21 protein-coding genes are annotated in these 19,891 nt (G+C 53.1%); 5 read left to right on the top strand and 16 right to left on the bottom strand.

Annotated elements, in window-relative coordinates:
- The first annotated feature begins 179 nt into the window (after positions 1-179).
- Positions 180-752, top strand: a complete 573-nt coding sequence (pagP, locus tag ACLJZ5_RS05580; RefSeq protein ID WP_001623090.1) for a lipid IV(A) palmitoyltransferase PagP — start codon at positions 180-182, stop codon at positions 750-752.
- Between the two features lie 187 nt (positions 753-939).
- The gene (gene cspE / locus ACLJZ5_RS05575) at positions 940-1,149 is read left to right on the top strand and encodes a transcription antiterminator/RNA stability regulator CspE (RefSeq protein WP_000034826.1); all 210 of its coding nucleotides are present in this window, start codon (positions 940-942) and stop codon (positions 1,147-1,149) included.
- A gap of 57 nt (positions 1,150-1,206) precedes the next feature.
- Here the strand turns inward: cspE and crcB are convergent, their stop codons facing one another.
- Positions 1,207-1,590, bottom strand: a complete 384-nt coding sequence (gene crcB / locus ACLJZ5_RS05570; RefSeq protein ID WP_000939753.1) for a fluoride efflux transporter CrcB — start codon at positions 1,588-1,590, stop codon at positions 1,207-1,209.
- A gap of 90 nt (positions 1,591-1,680) precedes the next feature.
- On the opposite strand from crcB, the gene ACLJZ5_RS05565 reads away from it, so the two are divergent.
- Together ACLJZ5_RS05565 and tatE are read left to right on the top strand one after the other, a co-directional pair.
- Positions 1,681-2,469, top strand: coding sequence for a deaminated glutathione amidase (locus ACLJZ5_RS05565; protein ID WP_024798358.1), 789 nt, complete (start codon positions 1,681-1,683; stop codon positions 2,467-2,469).
- A 128-nt stretch (positions 2,470-2,597) separates the two neighbouring features.
- A complete protein-coding gene (gene tatE, locus ACLJZ5_RS05560) occupies positions 2,598-2,801 on the top strand; it encodes a twin-arginine translocase subunit TatE (protein WP_000503938.1) in 204 nt (67 codons plus the stop codon).
- 85 nt (positions 2,802-2,886) lie between these two features.
- On the opposite strand, the gene lipA is transcribed toward tatE, so the two are convergent.
- The 11 genes from lipA to ACLJZ5_RS05505 all read right to left on the bottom strand — a co-directional run bounded on the left by lipA (position 2,887) and on the right by ACLJZ5_RS05505 (position 13,692).
- Positions 2,887-3,852 (bottom strand): lipoyl synthase, encoded by a 966-nt coding sequence (gene lipA / locus ACLJZ5_RS05555; RefSeq protein WP_000042640.1) that lies wholly within the window; start codon positions 3,850-3,852, stop codon positions 2,887-2,889.
- A gap of 205 nt (positions 3,853-4,057) precedes the next feature.
- Positions 4,058-5,011 carry a YbeF family transcriptional regulator gene (locus ACLJZ5_RS05550; protein WP_001282817.1) on the bottom strand — a complete coding sequence of 318 codons (954 nt, stop codon included), beginning with the start codon at positions 5,009-5,011 and terminating at the stop codon, positions 4,058-4,060.
- A 301-nt stretch (positions 5,012-5,312) separates the two neighbouring features.
- Entirely contained in the window at positions 5,313-5,954 is a 642-nt protein-coding gene (gene lipB, locus ACLJZ5_RS05545) for a lipoyl(octanoyl) transferase LipB (RefSeq protein ID WP_000284009.1), read from the bottom strand.
- Positions 5,955-6,053: 99 nt separating this feature from the next.
- Positions 6,054-6,317, bottom strand: a complete 264-nt coding sequence (ybeD, locus tag ACLJZ5_RS05540) for a DUF493 family protein YbeD (protein WP_000850547.1) — start codon at positions 6,315-6,317, stop codon at positions 6,054-6,056.
- Positions 6,318-6,425: 108 nt separating this feature from the next.
- Positions 6,426-7,637, bottom strand: a complete 1,212-nt coding sequence (gene dacA, locus ACLJZ5_RS05535) for a D-alanyl-D-alanine carboxypeptidase DacA (RefSeq protein ID WP_000858711.1) — start codon at positions 7,635-7,637, stop codon at positions 6,426-6,428.
- A 139-nt stretch (positions 7,638-7,776) separates the two neighbouring features.
- Complete coding sequence (gene rlpA, locus ACLJZ5_RS05530; RefSeq protein WP_024798327.1) at positions 7,777-8,910, bottom strand: endolytic peptidoglycan transglycosylase RlpA; 1,134 nt, start codon at positions 8,908-8,910, stop codon at positions 7,777-7,779.
- Positions 8,911-8,920: 10 nt separating this feature from the next.
- Positions 8,921-10,033, bottom strand: a complete 1,113-nt coding sequence (gene mrdB / locus ACLJZ5_RS05525) for a peptidoglycan glycosyltransferase MrdB (protein WP_000131713.1) — start codon at positions 10,031-10,033, stop codon at positions 8,921-8,923.
- Positions 10,034-10,035: 2 nt separating this feature from the next.
- Entirely contained in the window at positions 10,036-11,937 is a 1,902-nt protein-coding gene (mrdA, locus tag ACLJZ5_RS05520; protein ID WP_024798328.1) for a peptidoglycan DD-transpeptidase MrdA, read from the bottom strand.
- Between the two features lie 30 nt (positions 11,938-11,967).
- Entirely contained in the window at positions 11,968-12,435 is a 468-nt protein-coding gene (gene rlmH / locus ACLJZ5_RS05515) for a 23S rRNA (pseudouridine(1915)-N(3))-methyltransferase RlmH (RefSeq protein ID WP_000776107.1), read from the bottom strand.
- A gap of 3 nt (positions 12,436-12,438) precedes the next feature.
- Positions 12,439-12,756, bottom strand: a complete 318-nt coding sequence (gene rsfS, locus ACLJZ5_RS05510; RefSeq protein ID WP_001161670.1) for a ribosome silencing factor — start codon at positions 12,754-12,756, stop codon at positions 12,439-12,441.
- Between the two features lie 327 nt (positions 12,757-13,083).
- Complete coding sequence (locus tag ACLJZ5_RS05505) at positions 13,084-13,692, bottom strand: adenosylcobalamin/alpha-ribazole phosphatase (RefSeq protein WP_001241922.1); 609 nt, start codon at positions 13,690-13,692, stop codon at positions 13,084-13,086.
- Positions 13,693-13,788: 96 nt separating this feature from the next.
- On the opposite strand from ACLJZ5_RS05505, the gene cobD reads away from it, so the two are divergent.
- Entirely contained in the window at positions 13,789-14,883 is a 1,095-nt protein-coding gene (gene cobD / locus ACLJZ5_RS05500; RefSeq protein ID WP_024798329.1) for a threonine-phosphate decarboxylase CobD, read from the top strand.
- Here cobD and nadD read toward each other — a convergent pair.
- The 4 genes from nadD to leuS are packed head-to-tail and all read right to left on the bottom strand — an operon-like array spanning position 14,858 to position 19,719.
- Entirely contained in the window at positions 14,858-15,499 is a 642-nt protein-coding gene (nadD, locus tag ACLJZ5_RS05495) for a nicotinate-nucleotide adenylyltransferase (RefSeq protein WP_001518902.1), read from the bottom strand. The two genes, cobD and nadD, sit on opposite strands and share 26 nt — an antisense overlap.
- A gap of 1 nt (position 15,500) precedes the next feature.
- Positions 15,501-16,532 (bottom strand): DNA polymerase III subunit delta, encoded by a 1,032-nt coding sequence (gene holA / locus ACLJZ5_RS05490; RefSeq protein ID WP_024798330.1) that lies wholly within the window; start codon positions 16,530-16,532, stop codon positions 15,501-15,503.
- A complete protein-coding gene (lptE, locus tag ACLJZ5_RS05485) occupies positions 16,532-17,122 on the bottom strand; it encodes an LPS assembly lipoprotein LptE (protein WP_001269950.1) in 591 nt (196 codons plus the stop codon). The genes holA and lptE overlap by 1 nt, the downstream gene beginning before the upstream one ends.
- Positions 17,123-17,136: 14 nt before the next feature.
- Positions 17,137-19,719: a leucine--tRNA ligase gene (gene leuS / locus ACLJZ5_RS05480; protein ID WP_024798331.1), complete on the bottom strand. Its 2,583-nt coding sequence runs from the start codon at positions 19,717-19,719 to the stop codon at positions 17,137-17,139.
- Positions 19,720-19,891 lie beyond the last annotated feature (172 nt).

Here is a 19,891-nt window from a genome sequence, read left to right as displayed (position 1 = left end):
TATTTGTTGTGCTTTGTTTTATGTTTTTTGTGAAAACTTATTAAGGAGCGCGCGACGGTTCTGAGTGCTAAATCAAACGCCGTTAACCCGATACTCTCTCAGATTATTCTCTGTTTATAGTTTGTTAAGATTTTATTCAGGTTAATGTTGTTATTATCACAGTCGAATTTTTGAACGGTATGGCTGTTGTGATGATTATCAGAAAGTATTTTCTTATTATTGCTCTCCTTGTTATGCCATGGCTGGCTATTCCTTCAGTCTCTGCGGCGGATAAAGGGTGGTTTAACACGTTTACCGATAACGTCGCAGAAACGTGGCGACAGCCTGAGCATTATGATTTGTATGTCCCCGCCATTACCTGGCATGCGCGCTTTGCCTACGATAAAGAGAAAACGGATCGCTATAACGAGCGGCCGTGGGGCGTTGGTTTTGGTCAGTCCCGCTGGGACGACAAAGGCAACTGGCATGGCCTTTATATGATGGCCTTTAAAGATTCATTTAACAAATGGGAACCCATAGGCGGTTATGGCTGGGAAAAAACCTGGCGACCGCTGGAAGACGATAATTTTCGCCTTGGACTGGGCTTTACCGCAGGCGTTACCGCGCGCGACAACTGGAATTATATTCCCATCCCTGTGCTGTTGCCTTTAGCGTCGATAGGCTATGGTCCCGCTACCTTTCAGATGACCTACATTCCGGGTTCGTATAACAACGGAAACGTCTATTTCGCCTGGATGCGTTTCCAGTTTTGATGGGGAAGGGCATGCTTCAGTTGTGAATTAAAAAGTCTTAAAAAACAATAAGTAGCTAGAGTTAGCTAAAAATTAACGCGATATTTATCACTTTTTCGCAAAGTTCGACTGGACAAAATGCATCACAATTGTTGTACTGGTATCCGACACAGCATTTGTGTCTATTTTTCATGTAAAGGTAATTTTGATGTCTAAGATTAAAGGTAACGTTAAGTGGTTTAATGAATCCAAAGGATTCGGTTTCATTACTCCGGAAGATGGCAGCAAAGACGTGTTCGTACACTTCTCTGCAATCCAGACCAATGGTTTTAAAACTCTGGCTGAAGGTCAGCGCGTAGAGTTCGAAATCACTAACGGTGCCAAAGGCCCTTCCGCTGCAAACGTAACTGCTCTGTAAGCATACGTCCGACAGCAAGATTTCAAAACCCGCCCTTTCGGCGGGTTTTTTTTGCGCTTAACGCGCCGCTGCGGCGGAAAATAGCCAGAATGCCAGCGCCGTCATGGCAAACGAACCCAACAGGTTAATCAGCACATTCAGCAGCGCCCAGCCAAAGCGCCCCTCTTGCAGCAAGAATACCACTTCAGCAGAAAAAGTAGAAAAGGTCGTCAGGCCGCCGCAAAAGCCGGTTGTGATGAGCACTTTCCACATCGGATCGATATGTGTCATGCGGTTAAACCAGGCGAACCCCATGCCGATAATAAACGCGCCAAGCAAATTTGCTGTTAGCGTACCGATGGGAATCGCCTGATGAAGCGGATTAAAACGCATACTTAGCATCCACCGGGCTACGCTCCCCGTTCCACCGCCAATAAAAACTGCTAAAAGAAGCTGTAACACTGCCGAATCCTTTATTTAATTGCTATACAGGAGGAGTGTAACGCCGAACAAGCATAATTGGCGAGTCCTGACAGAGGTGTGGGAGGGGATATGTTCGTTGCAGCCGGGCAGTTTGTGGTGAGTTCTGTATGGGAAAAGAATGCGCAAGTTTGCGTTTCGTTAATGGCTCAGGCGGCGGGACGCGGCGTATCGCTTCTGGTGCTGCCTGAGGGGATATTAGCGCGAGATGACATCGACCTTGACCTGTCGATTCGCGCCGCGCAGCCGCTGGATGGCGCGTTTATGACGCGGCTTCAGGAAGAAAGCGCTCATAATAATATGACGACGATATTCACTATCCTTGTCCCGTCAACGCCTGGACGGGCAGTTAATATGCTGGTGGCGCTACGGGCAGGTCACATTGTCGCGCGTTACGCGAAGCTGCATCTCTATGATGCGTTTTCGATGCAAGAATCCCAAAGTATTGATGCCGGAACTGTTATCGCGCCTGTGCTGGTCGTGGAGGGGGTTAAGGTGGGGCTTATGACCTGTTATGACCTGCGCTTTCCTGACATGGCGCTAGCGCTGGCTTTACAGGGGGCTGACGTATTGGCGCTGCCGACGGGCTGGGTTCGCGGCCCGCTGAAAGAGCAGCAGTGGTCGACGCTGCTGGCGGCGAGAGCGCTGGATACCACCTGCTATATGATTGCGGCCGGGGAGTGTGGTAATCGTAATATTGGTCAAAGTCGTATTATCGATCCGTTGGGGGTAACGATAGCTGCGGCAGCCGATCGTCCGGCGCTGATCGTCGCGGAAATATTCAGAGAACGAATAGACCAGGTGCGGGAGCAACTTCCTCTTTTGCAGCAACGACGATTTGCGCCACCGCAATTATTATGATGTTTTTTTACGCAAAGCTTGATTCACCTTGTTACAGATTGCTATTGTGTGCGCGCGTCGAAAGACCGTTAATATTCTCAGGTTAATCCGGCGCGTTACGCAGCCTGTTTTTAGTGAAGAAGGTATCTATGGGTGAGATTAGTATTACCAAACTGCTGGTGGTTGCCGCACTGGTTGTTCTGCTGTTTGGTACCAAGAAGTTACGTACGCTGGGCGGAGACCTGGGCACGGCGATTAAAGGATTCAAGAAAGCAATGAACGATGAAGACGCGGGCGTTAAGAAAGACGTCGACGGTAGCGTTCAGGCTGAAAAACTCTCGCACAAAGAGTAATAGCGCGATGCGCTTGCTCCGCAGAGTAAAAAAACCGGCGAGTTGCCGGTTTTTTTTGCCTGAAATGTAAGCGTCTATTACACGATCATTTCACTTCCATGCCTTTGGCCTGGAGATCAGCATGGTACGAAGAACGTACAAAGGGGCCACAGGCGGCATGGGTAAAGCCCATCGCCAGGGCTTCCGCTTTCATCTCGTCAAACTCTTCCGGGCTGACATAACGCTGTACCGGCAGGTGATGGCGGCTTGGCTGTAGATACTGACCAAGCGTCAGCATGGTAACGCCGTGACGGCGTAAGTCGCGCATAACCTCAATGATTTCCGCATTGGTTTCGCCTAAGCCCACCATCAGACCCGATTTTGTTGGAATTTCCGGGTGCGCTTCTTTGAAGCGTTCCAGTAATTTCAGCGACCAGTTGTAATCGGCGCCCGGACGAACCTGGCGGTAAATACGCGGCACGTTTTCCAGGTTGTGGTTAAACACATCCGGCGGCGTCGCGTTAAGAATATCCAGCGCGCGATCCATACGTCCACGGAAGTCTGGCACCAGCGTCTCTATTTTTATCTCCGGGCTTTTGGCGCGGATGGCGGTGATGCAGTCAGCAAAATGCTGGGCGCCGCCGTCACGCAGATCGTCACGGTCGACAGAGGTGATGACCACATAGCGTAGCGCCATGTCGGCGATCGTTTGCGCCAGTTTCTGCGGCTCTTCCGCATCCGGCGCAACGGGGCGGCCATGGGCGACATCACAGAACGGACAGCGGCGAGTGCAAATGGCGCCAAGGATCATAAACGTAGCGGTACCGTGGTTGAAACATTCAGCCAGGTTTGGGCAAGACGCTTCCTCGCAGACAGAATGCAGGCCATTTTTGCGCATTGCGGCTTTGATGCCCTGGATACGGGTAGAATCCGCCGGAAGTTTTATTTTCATCCATTCCGGTTTACGTAGTAGAGCGTCGCGCTCTGTGACCACATTTTTAACCGGGATAAGAGCCATCTTATCGGCATCGCGGTATTTTACACCGCGTTCCATCACAATGGGTTTACTCATAGCGTGCGTGTTCCAGTTGCGAATAACGAAGGAAAGCGTTTCAATTCAAGGGAAAGTTGTATTTATCAACTATTTTTGAATTTGTGACACGCAGTATATCATTGATAAGGGCCATAAAGCAGCCTGACAGCCCGGCAAAATGTAAAATAGTTGTTGTTTTGTGCTGTTTGCCCATATCTTCCGTGACCTGAATGCAACATTTTTGTCAGAACGCCTCACGAATGATATCAATGACGTTCTCCAGCACCGGATCGCGCAGACTCAGTTTATTGTAATGCAGCGAGAACTCGACCTGTTCACTATTCACCGGCGCGTAGGGAAGGCGTTCAAGCGGCCAGCAGCGGCTAAATAAGTCGTAGAAGCGGGTGGGCATCAGTCCCAGCAGATCGCTGCTGGCGATCAGCGAGGCAATGGTAAAAATATTGTAGCTGCTAAAACTGATTTGCTGATCGGGAAATGTCTCCTGCAGTCGCTGGCGCAGTAGGGAAAGATGTTGTCCCTCCAGCATCAGAAAGGTGTGATCCGCGCTGTTCAGTCTCTCTTCAGTAATGGCGTTCGCCAGACATGGGTGATGCTGGCGGCAGACAATCTCAAGCGTATCGCTAAACAGGACGTGATGCTGGATGCTCCGGTTGTTATAGCTATGGGTATTGATAATGAGATCGGTCTGAAACTGACTAAGCTGGCTTTCGGCATCGTCTACCGGAATGTTGCGCAGCAAAAGCTGAGGATAACGCGGCCTGATGGCCTGGTAAATAATCGGCATCACTAGCGCGCCGACCGAAGGCGTCGTGCCAATTGTAATGGTGCGTTGCTTATCATAGCTGCCCGTAAGATCCAGGGCGCCAAGAATAGATTCCAGCCCCTGGCTGATGTATTCGTGCAGATGCGTAGCATACGTCGTGGGCGTTACGCCCTGGCCTTTGCGAATAAACAGCGGATCGGGAAATATAGTCCGTAATTTTTGAATGGACTGGCTGATGGCTGACGGCGTCAGGTTAAGAATTTTCGCTGCATTGACGATCCCTTTATGGACATATACGGCCTCAAAAATCGTCAACAGATTGAGGTCAATATTTCTCAGTGTTCTGAAAATTTGCGGTTTGTCTTGTAGATGTTGATCGGCCGGTTGTCTTTCTGCCTGATTATTATCACTCACGCTCTGGCTCCGAATTCATTCGTATTATGAATAATAGATGAAATAGTATATTTTGCATTTATGAGTTGGTTTTAAAATTACTCTTATGAATGTATTTTTAGTCATTTCAATAAGATAAGTAACAGCAAGGCCGGGATTTTGTTCACGGAAAATTCCTCATCATGAGGACTGAAGAGACCATGCCGCCTGGCGGCTACAGCAGGGATATAACGAAAATATAGAAAGCGGGGGGAGAAGTAAAGCATTCAAATCATATATGATTAATGACCCATAAATTTCTTGGGCCATTATATTTTACGCATTAAGCAGCAATATATTCATACGGTGGATTATTTAGCAGAGCTAAAATATTCGCCAGCAAGCGGGGCGCAATATTATCCGTGGTAGCGTCTTCCTTCCACTGCGTTATTTTAGCCATTTCCATGCCGGCATAACCACACGGGTTGATGCGTAGGAAAGGAGAAAGATCCATGTTAACGTTTAGCGCTAAACCGTGGAATGAGCAGCCGCGACGGATACGTAAACCCAGCGAGCAGATTTTCTTTTCACCCACATAGACGCCCGGCGCATCGGCGCGCGGATGCGCCTCAATACCAATTTCAGCCAGTGTATTCACCACGGTCTGTTCAAGTAGGGTGACTAAATCACGCACGCCCAGTTTACGTCGTTTCAGGTTAAGTAAAACGTACATTACCTGTTGGCCCGGACCATGATAGGTCACCTGTCCTCCACGATCGCTCTGCACAACGGGAATATCGCCAGGCATCAATATATGTTCCGCTTTACCGGCCTGGCCCTGGGTAAACACCGGGTAATGCTCAACCAACCAGATTTCATCATGGCTGTTTTCATCGCGCATATCGGTAAAGTTATGCATGGCCTGAGAGATAGCTTCATAGGGCTGAAGGCCGAGCTGGCGGACAAGGATTTTATCCTGATACAAAACGGCATCTCCGTAGAGAATGAAAAAAGAGAGGAAAGTATATCACAGCGGGGGAGGCGGGGAGTTACCCGGATAAGACCGGGTAACCGTCTGGATGTATTACAATACCATTCGCACGATATCAATATTGCCCAGTTCTTCGTACAGCGTTTCAACCTGTTCAATATGGGTGGCATTAATGGTGATAGAGACCGAGTGGTAGTTGCCTTTGCTGCTCGGTTTTACCGTCGGAGAGTAATCACCAGGCGCATGGCGCTGTACCACTTCAACCACCTGATCAACCAGCTCAGGTAACGCCTGCCCCATTACTTTGTAAGTAAATGGCGTAGGGAATTCAAGCAGTTCGTTAAGTTTGGTTTTCATGTCAGCTCCGGCATTACGTAAAAAAAATAACAACTCCCGCCACAGGGCGGGAGTTTTACTGATGCATAGTATATGGGGACGAAAATCACACTTTCAAGCGTTCAATTTTTATCCAAACCAGTGATGGAACATTAATTTAATGTAATCAATGATTTTACCGAAGAAGTTCCCTTCCGGGATCTCTTGCAGTACGACCAGCGGACGCTGCTCGATGGTTTTACCGTCCAGCTGGAAGTTGATGGTGCCGACCACCTGGTTTTTCTGCAGCGGCGCGTGCAGTTCTGCGGTATTCAGTACATAGCTCGCTTTCAAATCTTTCATGCGACCGCGAGGGATCGTCAGGTAAACGTCTTTATCGACGCCCAGCGAGGCGCGATCGGTATTACCAAACCAGGCGGGTTCAGAGGCGAACTCTTTACCAGCCTTCAGCGGATTAACGGTTTCAAAGAAACGGAAGCCCCACGTCAGCAGTTTTTTGCTTTCTGTTTCACGGCCTTTATAGGTCCGTCCGCCCATCACGGCGGAAATCAATCGCATCTGGCCTTCGGTTGCGGAAGCGACCAGATTATAGCCCGCTTTGCTGGTATGGCCGGTTTTGATGCCGTCCACATTCAGGCTGTTATCCCACAGCAGACCGTTACGGTTTAACTGGCGAATGCCGTTAAAGGTGAACTCTTTTTCTTTATAAACTGCATATTCGTTAGGCACATCGCGAATTAACGCCTGACCAATCAGCGCCATATCGCGAGCTGAACTGTATTGTCCGTCGGCGTCCAGGCCGTGTACGGTCTGGAAGTGGGTATTTTTCAGCCCCAACGCGTTCACATAGCTGTTCATCAGCCCGACGAAAGCATCCTGACTACCGGCGGCGAAATCAGCCATTGCCACACAGGCGTCATTGCCGGATTGCAGATTGATGCCGCGTATCAACTGAGAGACCGGTACCTGCATTCCCGGCTTGAGGAACATCAGCGAGGAGCCTTTAAATACCGGATTGCCGGTGGCCCAGGCGTCATTACCGACGGTAACCAGGTCGGTTTCTTTAAATTTACCCGCTTTCATTGCCTGTCCGATGACGTAACTGGTCATCATCTTTGTCAGACTCGCCGGGTCGCGACGTTCGTCGGCGTTTTGTTCCGCCAGAACTTTGCCGGAGTTGTAGTCGATCAGGATGTAGGATTCCGCATCGATCTGCGGAACACCCGGGATCATAGTTTTGATATTCAGGTCATCGGCATGTGCGGTTGAGATAAACGCGGCACAAAGCGCCGTGGTGAGCGCCATGCGCTGCATAAAACGAGCGGAAAAAGTGGTCTTCATGGTCTGAACTACGACGTCCGTGATGAAATTAAAAAAAGAGCCCTACTATAGCAAAAGCATAACTGGCAGGCATCTGACTTTCCGCGTGACTTTGTTAATGTCATTTACAGAAATTGACAGTACAGATACCTGCGATCGGTTACTGCGCGCTGGCGATAAAGGACTGTAATTGTGCTTCTGTTTGCAAACGTTGCTGTAACGCGCTGGCTTCGGCTTTACTGGCAAAAGGCCCCAGTTGAATACGCCAGACCGCGCCGTTTTGTATTACGCGTCCTGGTACGCTGAACTGCTGGCTTAAACGCTGTTGGTACTGCTGCGCACGCGTTTGATCGCTGACGGCGCCGACCTGGACGACGAAACGACCGCTCGCCGCGGCGGCTGGCGCGCTCACCGGGGCAGATACCGGGGCTGCGGCGGCAGGCGCGCTCACCGGCGTCGCAGTCGCTGGAGCCGCCACCGGCGCGGAAACCGGCGCTGTCTGTGGCGCCGGCGTCGGTTCATTACCCTCCAGCACGCCAGGCGCCAGCGTGGTCGGCGCGCCGAGGAAGCCGCTGCTGCTCACCGGCGCACCGGTGGTATCGTCACTTTTCAACGTGGAATTACTGACCGGAAGAACGTCGCCTTGCGGTTGCGCAGGCGCTGAAGAGGCGCTTACCATTCCGCCGCTTAAATCAGGGCGCGGGGGCAGAGCGTAGGTCTGTTTCGCCACCGTCGTACAGGCCATCCCCGGGCCGGAGAGCGAACCATCCGGCGCCACGATAATAGGGTCAATCCGTACTTTAGTATTATTCGAGGTATTCAGACGATCCGCCGCCGCGCGGGACAGGGAGATGACCCGATCGGTGCCATAGGGGCCGCGATCGTTAATACGCACGACGATCATGCGACCGTTGGCCAGGTTGGTGATTCGCGCATAGCTGGGGATAGGCAGTGTCGGATGGGCGGCGGTAAGCTGCATCGGATCGAACATCTCCCCGGAGGCGGTTAAATTACTGCCGGGTTCCGCATCATAAATAGCGGCCAGGCCAGCCTGGCTAAAGCGGGACGGGTCCTGAACGATTTTATAACTTTTACCGTCACGCTGATAATCCTGGTTTGCGGTCGGATTCAGAGGTTCATAACGCGGTTCCGCTCCGCTGATTTCCACAGTCGGACCATTACATACCGCAGGTTGCGGCGCGACGGTGGTTTGCTGCTGACCGCCGTCATTAGTACATGCCGCGAGTAGTACTATCCCTGCCGCGACGCAGATTACAGGCAACTGCTTACGCATTGCGCACCCCTTATACGCTTTTCGACAACATTTTTCTGTGGGTGTGGATCGACATCACAATCCCGAACCCGGCCATCAGCACAATCAGTGCGGAGCCCCCGTAGCTGACCAGGGGTAAAGGTACTCCAACCACAGGCAGAATACCGCTCACCATACCAATATTTACGAAGACATAAACGAATAATATTAACATTAATCCGCCAGCCATCACGCGACCAAATGTAGTTTGCGCTCTGGCGGCAATCCACAGACCGCGCATTATTAGCAAAATATAGAGCGCGAGCAGAATCAGGATGCCCACCAGACCGAGCTCTTCCGCCAGTACCGCGAAGATAAAGTCGGTATGGCGTTCGGGTAAAAACTCCAGCTGCGACTGGGTGCCGTGGAGCCAGCCTTTACCGCGCAGGCCGCCTGAGCCAATGGCGATTTTAGACTGAATAATATGATAGCCCGCGCCCAGCGGATCGGTCTCCGGATCAAGGAGCATCATGACGCGCTGGCGTTGGTAATCGTGCATCAGGAAAAACCACAAAATAGGAATAAATGCAGCGATCAATACAATGGCGACCCCAATTAAGCGCCAGCTCAGACCAGACAAAAATAGGACAAAGAGACCGGAAAGGGCGACCAGAATAGACGTCCCCAGATCCGGCTGGGCGGCAACCAGCAGGGTAGGCATAAAGATTAATACCAGGGCGATGGCGGTATTTTTCAGCGAGGGCGGGCAGACGTCACGGTTAATAAAGCGGGCGACCATCAGCGGCACGGCGATTTTGGCTATTTCCGAAGGCTGAAAGCGAACGATTCCCAGATCGAGCCAGCGCTGCGCGCCTTTGGATATTGCGCCGAAGGCATCAACGGCGACCAGCAGAATGATACAAATGATATAGAGATAGGGCGCCCAGCCTTCATACACGCGCGGCGGGATCTGCGCCATCACCACCATGACCACCAGCCCCATCGCAATCTGACCGATTTTACGCTCCATCATGCCGATGTCCTGGCCGCTGGCGCTCCAGATGACCAATGCGCTGTAAACCAGTAACGCCAGCAGAATAAGTAGCATCGTGGGATCGATATGAATTTTATCCCAGAAGGTTTTTTTGTTCGGATTATCCGTCATGATTATTGGTCCTCCGCCGCTGCAACCACCGGGTTTTCCGCAGGCAAATGGGTGTTGTTGTCGCCCAGCATAATGTGATCAAGGATTTGGCGCATGATCGTGCCTACTGCCGGGCCTGCGCCGCCGTTTTCAAGGATGATCGCGACGGCGACCTGGGGATTGTTATACGGCGCAAAGGCGGTCATTAATTTATGGTCACGCAGGCGCTCGGCGATTTTATGCGCATTGTACGTTTCGTTGGCCTTCAGGCCAAAGACCTGCGCGGTGCCCGACTTCGCCGCGATTTTGTAGGGCGCGCTGGCAAAATATTTATGCGCCGTGCCGTTAGGGCGGTTGGCGACGCCATACATGCCATCTTTCGCAATTTCCCAGTAGCCGGAGTGAATATCGCCCACCGGCGGCTCATGCGGCTGTACCCACGGCACCTGTTTACCGTTTTCCGCGGTGCTCATTAACAGGTGCGGGACTTTAACTACGCCGTCGTTAATAAGGATCATCAGCGCCTTACTCATCTGAATCGGCGTCGCTGTCCAGTAGCCCTGGCCGATGCCCACCGGAATCGTATCGCCCTGATACCACGGTTTTTTAAAGCGTTTCTGTTTCCACTCGCGGGTCGGCATATTACCAGAGCGCTCTTCTGCGAGATCAATTCCCGTATAGTGCCCATAGCCAAACTTACCCATCCATTCTGACAGGCGGTCGATTCCCATGTCATAGGCCACCTGATAGAAGAAGGTATCCGCCGACTCTTCAAGGGATTTGGTTATATTCAGATGCCCGTGGCCCCATTTTTTCCAGTCGCGGTAGCGTTTCTCAGACCCCGGCAACTGCCACCAGCCAGGGTCGAAAAGACTGGTGTTACGGGTGATGACGCCAGCGCTTAACGCCGATACGGCGACGTAAGGCTTAACGGTAGAAGCGGGTGGGTAGACACCCTGAGTCGCGCGGTTCACTAATGGCGTGTTCGGGTCGTTAAGCAGCCCGGAGTAATCTTTGCTGGAGATGCCATCCACGAAAAGGTTAGGGTCGTAACTTGGCATGGAGACCAGCGATAGCACGCCGCCGGTACGCGGATCGGTGACAATCACCGCCGCGCGACTGCCTGCCAGCAGCGTTTCAATATACTGCTGGAGCTTGAGATCCAGCGTCAGGTAGATATCGTGTCCGGCCTGCGGCGGCACCTCTTTGAGCTGGCGAATGACGCGGCCGCGGTTGTTGACTTCAACCTCTTCATAACCGGTTTGCCCATGCAGAATATCTTCATAGTAGCGCTCAATGCCCAGCTTGCCGATGTCATGGGTGGCGGCGTAGTTTGCCAGTTTGTTTTCTCTGTCGAGACGCTCGACGTCTTTATCATTGATTTTCGATACGTAGCCGATAACGTGGGTCAGCGCCGATCCGTATGGATAATAGCGGCGTTTATAGCCTTTGACTTCGACGCCCGGAAAACGGTACTGGTTGACAGCAAAGCGCGCGACCTGAACTTCCGTCAGGTTTGTTTTCACCGGAATAGAAGTAAAGCGATGGGATCGGGCGCGCTCTTTTTTAAAGGCGGCGATATCGTCGTTGTTTAAATCGACCACACTGCGTAGCGCATCCAGCGTTTGCTGAACGTTATCCACCTTTTCCGGCATCATTTCAATCTGATAGATAGTGCGGTTCAGCGCAAGGGGAATGCCGTTGCGGTCGTAGATTATCCCGCGGCTTGGCGCAATTGGCACCAGCTTGATACGGTTTTCGTTCGAGCGGGTCTGGTAATCGGTAAAACGAAGGATTTGCAGATTATACAAATTGGCGATCAGTACGCCGGTCAGCAGCAAAATACCCAAAAAGGCGACCAGCGCCCGACGCACAAACAGTGCGGACTCAGCCGTATAGTCACGAAAAGAATTTTGTCGTTTCATCCGCTGCTTAATCTTCTCAAGACTTCACGATCACTCACGGTGATAAGGGTGGTTGGTTGTGATGCTCCACGCCCGGTACAAACTCTCCGCGACCAGAACCCGAACCAGCGGGTGAGGGAGCGTTAACGCCGAGAGCGACCAGCTCTGTTCCGCTGCCGCTTTGCAGGCGGGAGATAATCCTTCCGGGCCGCCAATCAGCAAACTGACGTCGCGCCCGTCCTGTTTCCAGCGCTCCAGCTCATTGGCTAACTGCGGCGTATCCCACGGCTTGCCTGGAATATCCAGGGTAACAATGCGATTCTTACCGGCGGCGGCCAGCATCTGCTCGCCCTCTTTGTCGAGAATGCGTTTGATATCCGCGTTCTTGCCGCGTTTGCCCGCAGGGATTTCGATCAGCTCAAAGGGCATATCTTTCGGAAAACGACGCAGATATTCCGTAAATCCCGTTTGAACCCAGTCGGGCATCTTCGTGCCGACAGCGACAAGTTGCAGCTTCACGCATTAACTCCAGAGTTTTTCCAGTTCATACAGGCGGCGACTTTCTTCCTGCATGACATGCACAATCACATCGCCCAGATCGACGACAATCCAGTCAGCCGCATTTTCGCCTTCGACGCCCAATGGCAGCATACCGGCCGCGCGCGACGACTGCACCACGTGGTCGGCAATAGACATAACGTGACGGCTGGAGGTGCCGGTACAAATAATCATACAGTCGGTGATACTGGATTTACCCTGAACATCTAAGGCGATGATGTCCTGACCTTTCAGGTCATCAATTTTGTCGATAACAAAATCCTGGAGTGCTTTACCCTGCAAGTTTTCCCCCTGGGTGAATAATTGCGTTATAACGATAGAAAAAGGCCAACAGGCTGGACCGGTAAGGCGTTGCGAGTTAACGCTAACCTTCCGGCGGGACGCCGTGTAGTATACCTGAATTAGCGGCGATACCGGGACTTATGTCGCCGGATCGGCGTTTAAAACCAGATTATCATCCCATCCCACGTCACAGAAAGCATCGCCATTTTTGTAAAACAATTTCTGCAAAGCTCTGCAAGGTGAAAAAAGCCTGGCTGCGGAGAATAACAGCCTGTCGGGGGCTGTCAATGGGCGAAACCGCTGCGGCGAGAAAAAACGGAAAATTCATCACTCAGGCCGCCAGACGGCACGACTATTTAATACTTTCAGGGTGGCGAACCCTTCGCATATGTCGATCGCGCTCCAGCATCCCTGTTCTACCCGGAAATGCCATAGCGAGGCTGCGGGCATTGCGAGCAGACGGGCAATCAACAGGCTGAGTACGCCCTGATGGCTGACGATCAGCAGGTTCTGGCAATCGCTAAACGCATCGAGTCGCGAGATAAAGCGCTCTACGCGCCGGGTAAAAGCCTGAAAACCCTCGCCATTGGTCGGAACCGCATTCTGCCAGTCCGTACACCAGGCGGCATAGCTTTCGGCATCTTCATGGGTCAGGTCGCGGTGATGGCGCATTTCCCAGTCGCCAAAGTACATCTCATTAAGCTCAGGTAAGATGTGTTGCGGCACATCCCGGCCCTCCAGTACGAGCCGGGCGGTATGGCGCGCGCGCTCCAGCTCGCTGCATAACACCCGGTCAAATGGCGCGTGGCGCAATAAAGTATGTAGCGTTTTCGCCTGGCCAATCCCTTTTTCCGTTAACGGCGTGGGAGCATGTCCGCTATACAACCCGGCGACATTGGCCTCGGTTTCGCCATGACGCACCAGCCACAATCGCATGGTATTCCTCATGAGGTTAAATGCGCAAAACATGATAATGCCCCTGATTGCGCAACGTTTTTTTCACTAAAATAGCGTTTTTTGGCCGGAGGCATAATGGCGTTATTCAACAGCGCGCATGGCGGTAATATTCGGGAAGCCGCGACGGTGTTGGGCATCTCACCTGACCAGTTACTGGATTTTAGCGCAAACATTAATCCGCTGGGTATGCCTGTCAGCGTGAAACGCGCGCTTATCGACAAACTGGACTGCATTGAGCGCTACCCGGACGCCGATTATTTTCATTTGCACCAGGCGCTGGCGCGTCATCATCAGGTGCCGGCATCGTGGATACTGGCGGGAAATGGCGAGACGGAGTCAATCTTTACCGTGGCGAGCGGTCTTAAACCGCGTCGTGCAATGATTGTCACGCCAGGTTTCGCGGAGTATGGCCGGGCGCTGGCGCAAAGTGGCTGTGAAATTCGTCGCTGGTCTCTACGCGAAGCGGATGGCTGGCAGCTTACCGATGCCATTCTTGAGGCGTTGACGCCCGATCTGGACTGCCTGTTTCTGTGTACGCCCAATAATCCTACCGGCCTGCTGCCGGAGCGGCAGTTATTACAGGCCATTGCCGATCGCTGCAAATCGCTGAACATTAACCTGATCCTGGATGAAGCGTTTATCGATTTTATTCCGCATGAGACGGGCTTTATTCCTGCTCTTAAAGATAATCCGCATATCTGGGTGCTGCGTTCGCTGACCAAATTTTATGCTATTCCCGGCCTGCGGTTGGGATATCTCGTCAACAGCGATGACGCGGCGGTGGCGCGGATGCGTCGCCAACAAATGCCGTGGTCGGTTAACGCGCTGGCGGCGCTTGCCGGTGAGGTAGCGTTACAGGATAGCGCCTGGCAACAGGCGACCTGGCATTGGTTACGGGAGGAGGGCGCCCGGTTTTATCAGGCGCTTTGTCAGCTCCCCCTGCTGACGGTTTATCCCGGGCGGGCAAACTATCTGTTGTTACGCTGTGAGCGAGAGGATATTGACCTGCAGCGACGGTTGCTGACGCAGCGGATTTTAATTCGTAGCTGCGCTAACTACCCGGGGCTGGACAGCCGCTATTATCGTGTGGCGATACGCAGCGCTGCGCAAAACGAGCGTCTGCTGTCGGCGCTGCGCAATGTGCTTACCGGTATAACCCCTGCTGATTGATGTAGTTCAGCACGTTTTCCGGCAACAGATCGTCGCAGGACTCGCCTTTTTCCAGCCGTTCGCGGATGAGGGTTGCGGAGATATTAAGCCAGGGCGTTTCCGCCAGGTAAATTTTACCGGCTGGCAACTGGTGTAGATCGTCCGGCGTATGGGTCAGATGCTGTTCCAGCCACTGCTGGTGTTGCGCCTGCGTCATTTCAAGGGGATAGCCCGGACGACGACAAACGATCAGGTGAGTGTTATCAAGGATGGTGTCGTAATCATGCCAGGTGGGGAAGTTAAGCAGAGAGTCCTGGCCGATAATAAACGCCAGCGGCGCTTCGGGACCCTGTTCTTCGCGCCATGCTTTCAACGTTTGCGCAGTGTAAGAGGGCGCGTTTCGCTGTAGCTCGCGTTCATCCAGCGTAAAAAGCGGCTTATCGGCGATAGCCAGCTCCAGCATATATTTACGCTGCGCGCTGGAGGCTTCCGGCTGGGGGCGATGCGGCGGCACATTGTTAGGCATAATAATCACCCGCGATAAGCCGATCAGATTCGCCAGCGTTTCAACAGGTTTAAGATGTCCATAATGCACCGGATCAAAGGTGCCGCCGAATAAAGCCTGTAACGATTTCATATCACCCATCAATAAATACGTCTGCCAGCGCCTTATGGCAGAGCAGGAGCGACAGCCCTTCAAGATCTGCCCATACCGACTGACCATAATCCTGTTTGAGCGTAATTTCTGTACGCGTCAGTAACTGCACGGCCTGGCGAAGCTGTGCAGGATGGAGACGCTGCAACGCGTCGCCGATCATGGGGCGACGGTTTTGCCAGACCCGGTGTTTATCAAACAGCGCGCGTAACGACGTATGCGCGGACTGACGTTTGAGATTGACCAGTAGCAGCAGCTCTCGCTGGAGGGTCCGCAGCAGAATGACCGGTTCGCTGCCTTCAAGGCGTAGCTGTTGCAGAATATGCAGCGCGCGTTTGCTTTTCCCCATCAGTAACGCATCCACCCAGTGGAAAGGGGTAAAGTGGGCGGCGTCATTGACGGCCTGCTCCACGCGAGGAAGCGTTAACTTACCGTCAGGCCAAAGCAGCGACAGTCGTTCCAGCGCCTGCGCCAGCGCCAACAGATTGCCCTCATAGCAATAGCACAGCAGTTGGTTCGCGGCGTCATCCAGTTGCAAATTCTGTGCTTTCGCTCTGGCGGCCACCCAGCGGGGAAGCTGCGCCTGCTCCGGCGTCTGACAACTGACCTGAACGCTACGGTCTGCCAGTGCGGTATACCAGGCGGCGTTTTCCTGCGCTTTGGTGAGCTTGTTTCCGCGTACTATTAATAACAGGTCGTCATGCAGCAGCTCGCTCAGCGTGGCGAGTTGCTCATTCATTGCCGCGTTAGGCCCGTTTTCCGGCAGTTGCAGCACCAGCGTTTGACGGCTGGCGAACAGGCTCATCGCCTGGCAGAGTGAGAAAAGCGATCCCCAGTCTGTACTGGGATCGAGAGTAAAAGCGTGGTGCTCTTCGAAGCCTTGCGACGCAGCCGCCAGACGAATAGCGTCCTGACTTTCCTGCAGCAGCAGCGGATCGTTGCCCAATAATAAATATGCCGCACGCAGCCCTTCGTTGAGCTGCGCGCGGAGTTGTTCAGGATACAACCTGATCATTAGTTACTCAGCGTAGTGGAGACGCGTGCTGGCGTAGAGGCGGGCGCCGCCGTCTCATTGTCGGCGGTAGCCTCCTCTTTCGTCGCCTGAATATCCGCCGCGCGGACGCTGGTCAGCTTACGAATCAGCTGTTCAGCGGCTTTGTCGTACATCTCCTGAACGATCATGGCCTGCTCGTTATCCTTCGCCAACGCCATCTGCGGGTTATCGAAGAACGAACGGTACACTTTCGTGCTGATAGGATAGATGTCATGGCCCGGAATCAATACCGAGGCATTGACGGTCATCACCATCTGATATTCCGCCGTCTGGCCGTCCTGGAACACTGACGCCGTATCCTGCGAAATAGTCACCGTTCCAAGCCGCAGAGACGGAACGTCTTTGCGCGTTGTGTCTTTATCAAGCAGGTTTACGTTATTCAGCCGTAACTGATTACGTACCGCACGACTTAGCGGACCGTTCGGATCGCCGGAATCGAGGATCATCGTTTTCATTGAAGCCGGAACCTGCGTAGTGCTACGCAGATGCCAGCCGCATCCGGCGGTGACCAGCACCGCCAGAGATAACAACAGTGTTACCAGATATCGCACGCTTCCTCCCGCGCTTAGCCAACAACCAGATTGAGGAGTTTACCCGGAACGTAAATCACTTTACGCACGGTAACACCATCAAGATATTTTGCCACCAGATGTTCCTGGCCTGCACGTTCACGCACCTGTTCTTCGGTGGCATCCACCGCAACGGTGATCTTACCGCGAACTTTACCGTTAACCTGCACGACAACCAGCGTGGTGTTTTCCACCATTGCCTGCTCGTCGGCAACCGGCCACGGCGCGTTGTCGATATCGCCTTCGCCACCCAGTTCCTGCCACAAGGTAAAGCAGACGTGCGGGGTGAACGGGTTAAGCATACGCACGACGGCCTGCAGCGCTTCCTGAAGCAGTGCGCGGTCTTGTTCGCCTTCCTGCGGGGCTTTCGCCAGTTTGTTCATCAACTCCATGATCGCCGCAATGGCGGTGTTGAACGTCTGACGGCGGCCGATATCATCGGTCACTTTGGCAATGGTTTTATGCACATCGCGACGCAGCGCTTTTTGATCTTCGCTCAGCGCATCGACGTTCAGCGCCGCGACAGGACCTTTAGCGGTGTGTTCGTAAACCAGCTTCCAGACGCGTTTAATAAAGCGGTTTGCGCCTTCTACGCCGGACTCCTGCCATTCCAGAGTCATATCCGCCGGAGAAGCGAACATCATAAACAGGCGTACCGTGTCCGCGCCATAACGTTCAACCATTACCTGCGGGTCGATACCGTTATTTTTTGACTTGGACATTTTACTCATGCCAGTGTAGACCAGCTCATGACCCGCTGCGTCTTTTGCTTTGACGATGCGGCCTTTTTCATCGCGCTCGACGATAGCGTCAACTGGCGAAACCCAGTTACGTTCGCCGTTCTCGCCGACATAATAGAACGCATCCGCCAGTACCATGCCCTGGCACAGCAACTGTTTAGCCGGCTCGTCAGAGGTGACCATGCCCGCATCGCGCATCAGCTTATGAAAGAAGCGGAAGTAGAGCAGGTGCATGATGGCATGTTCAATACCGCCGATGTAGATATCGACTGGCAGCCAGTAGTTTGCCGCTTTCGAATCCAGCATTCCTTCCTGATACTGCGGGCAGGTGTAACGCGCGTAGTACCATGACGATTCCATAAAGGTGTCGAAGGTGTCGGTTTCACGCAGCGCCGGCATACCGTTAACGGTGGTTTTCGCCCACTCAGGATCGGCCTTGATCGGGCTGGTGATGCCGTCCATGACGACATCTTCCGGCAAAATAACCGGCAGTTGATCTTCCGGCGTCGGCAGCACGGTGCCGTCTTCCAGGGTGACCATCGGGATCGGCGCGCCCCAGTAACGCTGACGGGAAACGCCCCAGTCACGCAGACGGTAGTTCACTTTACGTTCGCCGACGCCTTTTTCCGCCAGTTTATCGGCAATGGCGTTAAACGCCGCTTCAAAGGCCAGACCGTCGAACTCGCCGGAGTTAAACAGCACGCCTTTTTCGGTCATCGCCTGTTCGGAAAGATCCGGCTCGGAACCGTCGGCGGCCAGAATCACCGGCTTGATGGTCAAACCGTATTTGGAGGCAAATTCGTAGTCGCGCTGATCGTGACCCGGAACGGCCATCACCGCGCCAGTGCCGTACTCCATCAGGACAAAGTTTGCCGCCCAGACCGGGATCTCTTCGCCAGTTAACGGATGAATCGCTTTATAGCCGGTGTCGACGCCTTTTTTCTCCATGGTCGCCATTTCGGCTTCGGCCACTTTGGTGTTACGGCATTCGTCGATGAACGCCGCCAGCTCGGCGTTGTTCGCCGCCGCTTTTTGCGCCAGCGGATGACCGGCGGCCACCGCCAGGTAAGTGGCGCCCATAAAGGTATCCGGACGGGTGGTATAGACGGTCAGGGTGTTATCGTAACCCTTCACATCGAAGGTTATTTCCACGCCTTCAGAGCGGCCAATCCAGTTGCGCTGCATCGTTTTTACGGTATCAGGCCAGTGGTCCAGCTTATCCAGATCGCGCAACAGCTCGTCTGCGTAAGCGGTGATTTTGATAAACCACTGTGGGATCTCTTTACGCTCAACTTTGGTGTCGCAGCGCCAGCAGCAGCCGTCGATCACCTGTTCGTTGGCGAGAACGGTCTGATCGTTCGGGCACCAGTTAACGGCAGAAGTCTTCTTGTACACCAGGCCTTTTTTATACAGCTCGGTGAAGAATTTCTGTTCCCAGCGGTAGTATTCCGGGGTGCAGGTCGCGATTTCACGGCTCCAGTCATAGCCAAAACCCAGCGTTTTGAGCTGGTTTTTCATGTACGCGATGTTGTCGTACGTCCACGGCGCCGGCGCGGTGTTGTTCTTCACCGCCGCGCCTTCCGCCGGCAGGCCGAAGGCGTCCCAGCCGATTGGCTGCAGCACGTTTTTGCCCAGCATACGCTGGTAGCGGGCAACCACGTCGCCGATGGTGTAGTTACGTACGTGGCCCATGTGTAGTCGGCCAGAAGGATAGGGAAGCATCGACAGGCAGTAATACTTCTCTTTGCTCTCGTCTTCGGTCACTTCAAATGTGCGCTTCTCATCCCAGTGAAGCTGTACTTTGGATTCTATCTCTTCCGGGCGGTATTGCTCTTGCATGGCAGCCAGTAGTCCTGTTTTCGATACAGCTACAAATGTAGCTTTAGAGGTGGTGTTTAGATCCGCATAGCATAGCCCAAACACGCACGTCAAAACAGGGGGTAGAACATTTGTCGCGCCAGGCGTCCGTGAGGAGGTGACGCAAAATGCGACACGACTGAGGCAAATTACC

The organism is Salmonella sp. 5800, assembly GCF_046558195.1.
GTDB lineage: Bacteria > Pseudomonadota > Gammaproteobacteria > Enterobacterales > Enterobacteriaceae > Salmonella > Salmonella enterica.
Note: the sequence above shows the minus strand (reverse complement) of the source record. Positions and strands in the feature narration are given on the sequence as shown.

Bases quoted from the DNA above. Each gene is read 5' to 3' on its own strand.
- pagP (WP_001623090.1), top strand. From the start codon at position 180: ATGGCTGTTGTGATGATTATCAGAAAGTATTTTCTTATTATTGCTCTC.
- cspE (WP_000034826.1), top strand. From the start codon at position 940: ATGTCTAAGATTAAAGGTAACGTTAAGTGGTTTAATGAATCCAAAGGA.
- ACLJZ5_RS05565 (WP_024798358.1), top strand. From the start codon at position 1,681: ATGTTCGTTGCAGCCGGGCAGTTTGTGGTGAGTTCTGTATGGGAAAAG.
- tatE (WP_000503938.1), top strand. From the start codon at position 2,598: ATGGGTGAGATTAGTATTACCAAACTGCTGGTGGTTGCCGCACTGGTT.
- lipA (WP_000042640.1), bottom strand. From the start codon at position 3,852: ATGAGTAAACCCATTGTGATGGAACGCGGTGTAAAATACCGCGATGCC.
- ybeD (WP_000850547.1), bottom strand. From the start codon at position 6,317: ATGAAAACCAAACTTAACGAACTGCTTGAATTCCCTACGCCATTTACT.
- dacA (WP_000858711.1), bottom strand. From the start codon at position 7,637: ATGAAGACCACTTTTTCCGCTCGTTTTATGCAGCGCATGGCGCTCACC.
- rlpA (WP_024798327.1), bottom strand. From the start codon at position 8,910: ATGCGTAAGCAGTTGCCTGTAATCTGCGTCGCGGCAGGGATAGTACTA.
- mrdB (WP_000131713.1), bottom strand. From the start codon at position 10,033: ATGACGGATAATCCGAACAAAAAAACCTTCTGGGATAAAATTCATATC.
- mrdA (WP_024798328.1), bottom strand. From the start codon at position 11,937: ATGAAACGACAAAATTCTTTTCGTGACTATACGGCTGAGTCCGCACTG.
- ACLJZ5_RS05505 (WP_001241922.1), bottom strand. From the start codon at position 13,692: ATGCGATTGTGGCTGGTGCGTCATGGCGAAACCGAGGCCAATGTCGCC.
- cobD (WP_024798329.1), top strand. From the start codon at position 13,789: ATGGCGTTATTCAACAGCGCGCATGGCGGTAATATTCGGGAAGCCGCG.
- nadD (WP_001518902.1), bottom strand. From the start codon at position 15,499: ATGAAATCGTTACAGGCTTTATTCGGCGGCACCTTTGATCCGGTGCAT.
- holA (WP_024798330.1), bottom strand. From the start codon at position 16,532: ATGATCAGGTTGTATCCTGAACAACTCCGCGCGCAGCTCAACGAAGGG.
- leuS (WP_024798331.1), bottom strand. From the start codon at position 19,719: ATGCAAGAGCAATACCGCCCGGAAGAGATAGAATCCAAAGTACAGCTT.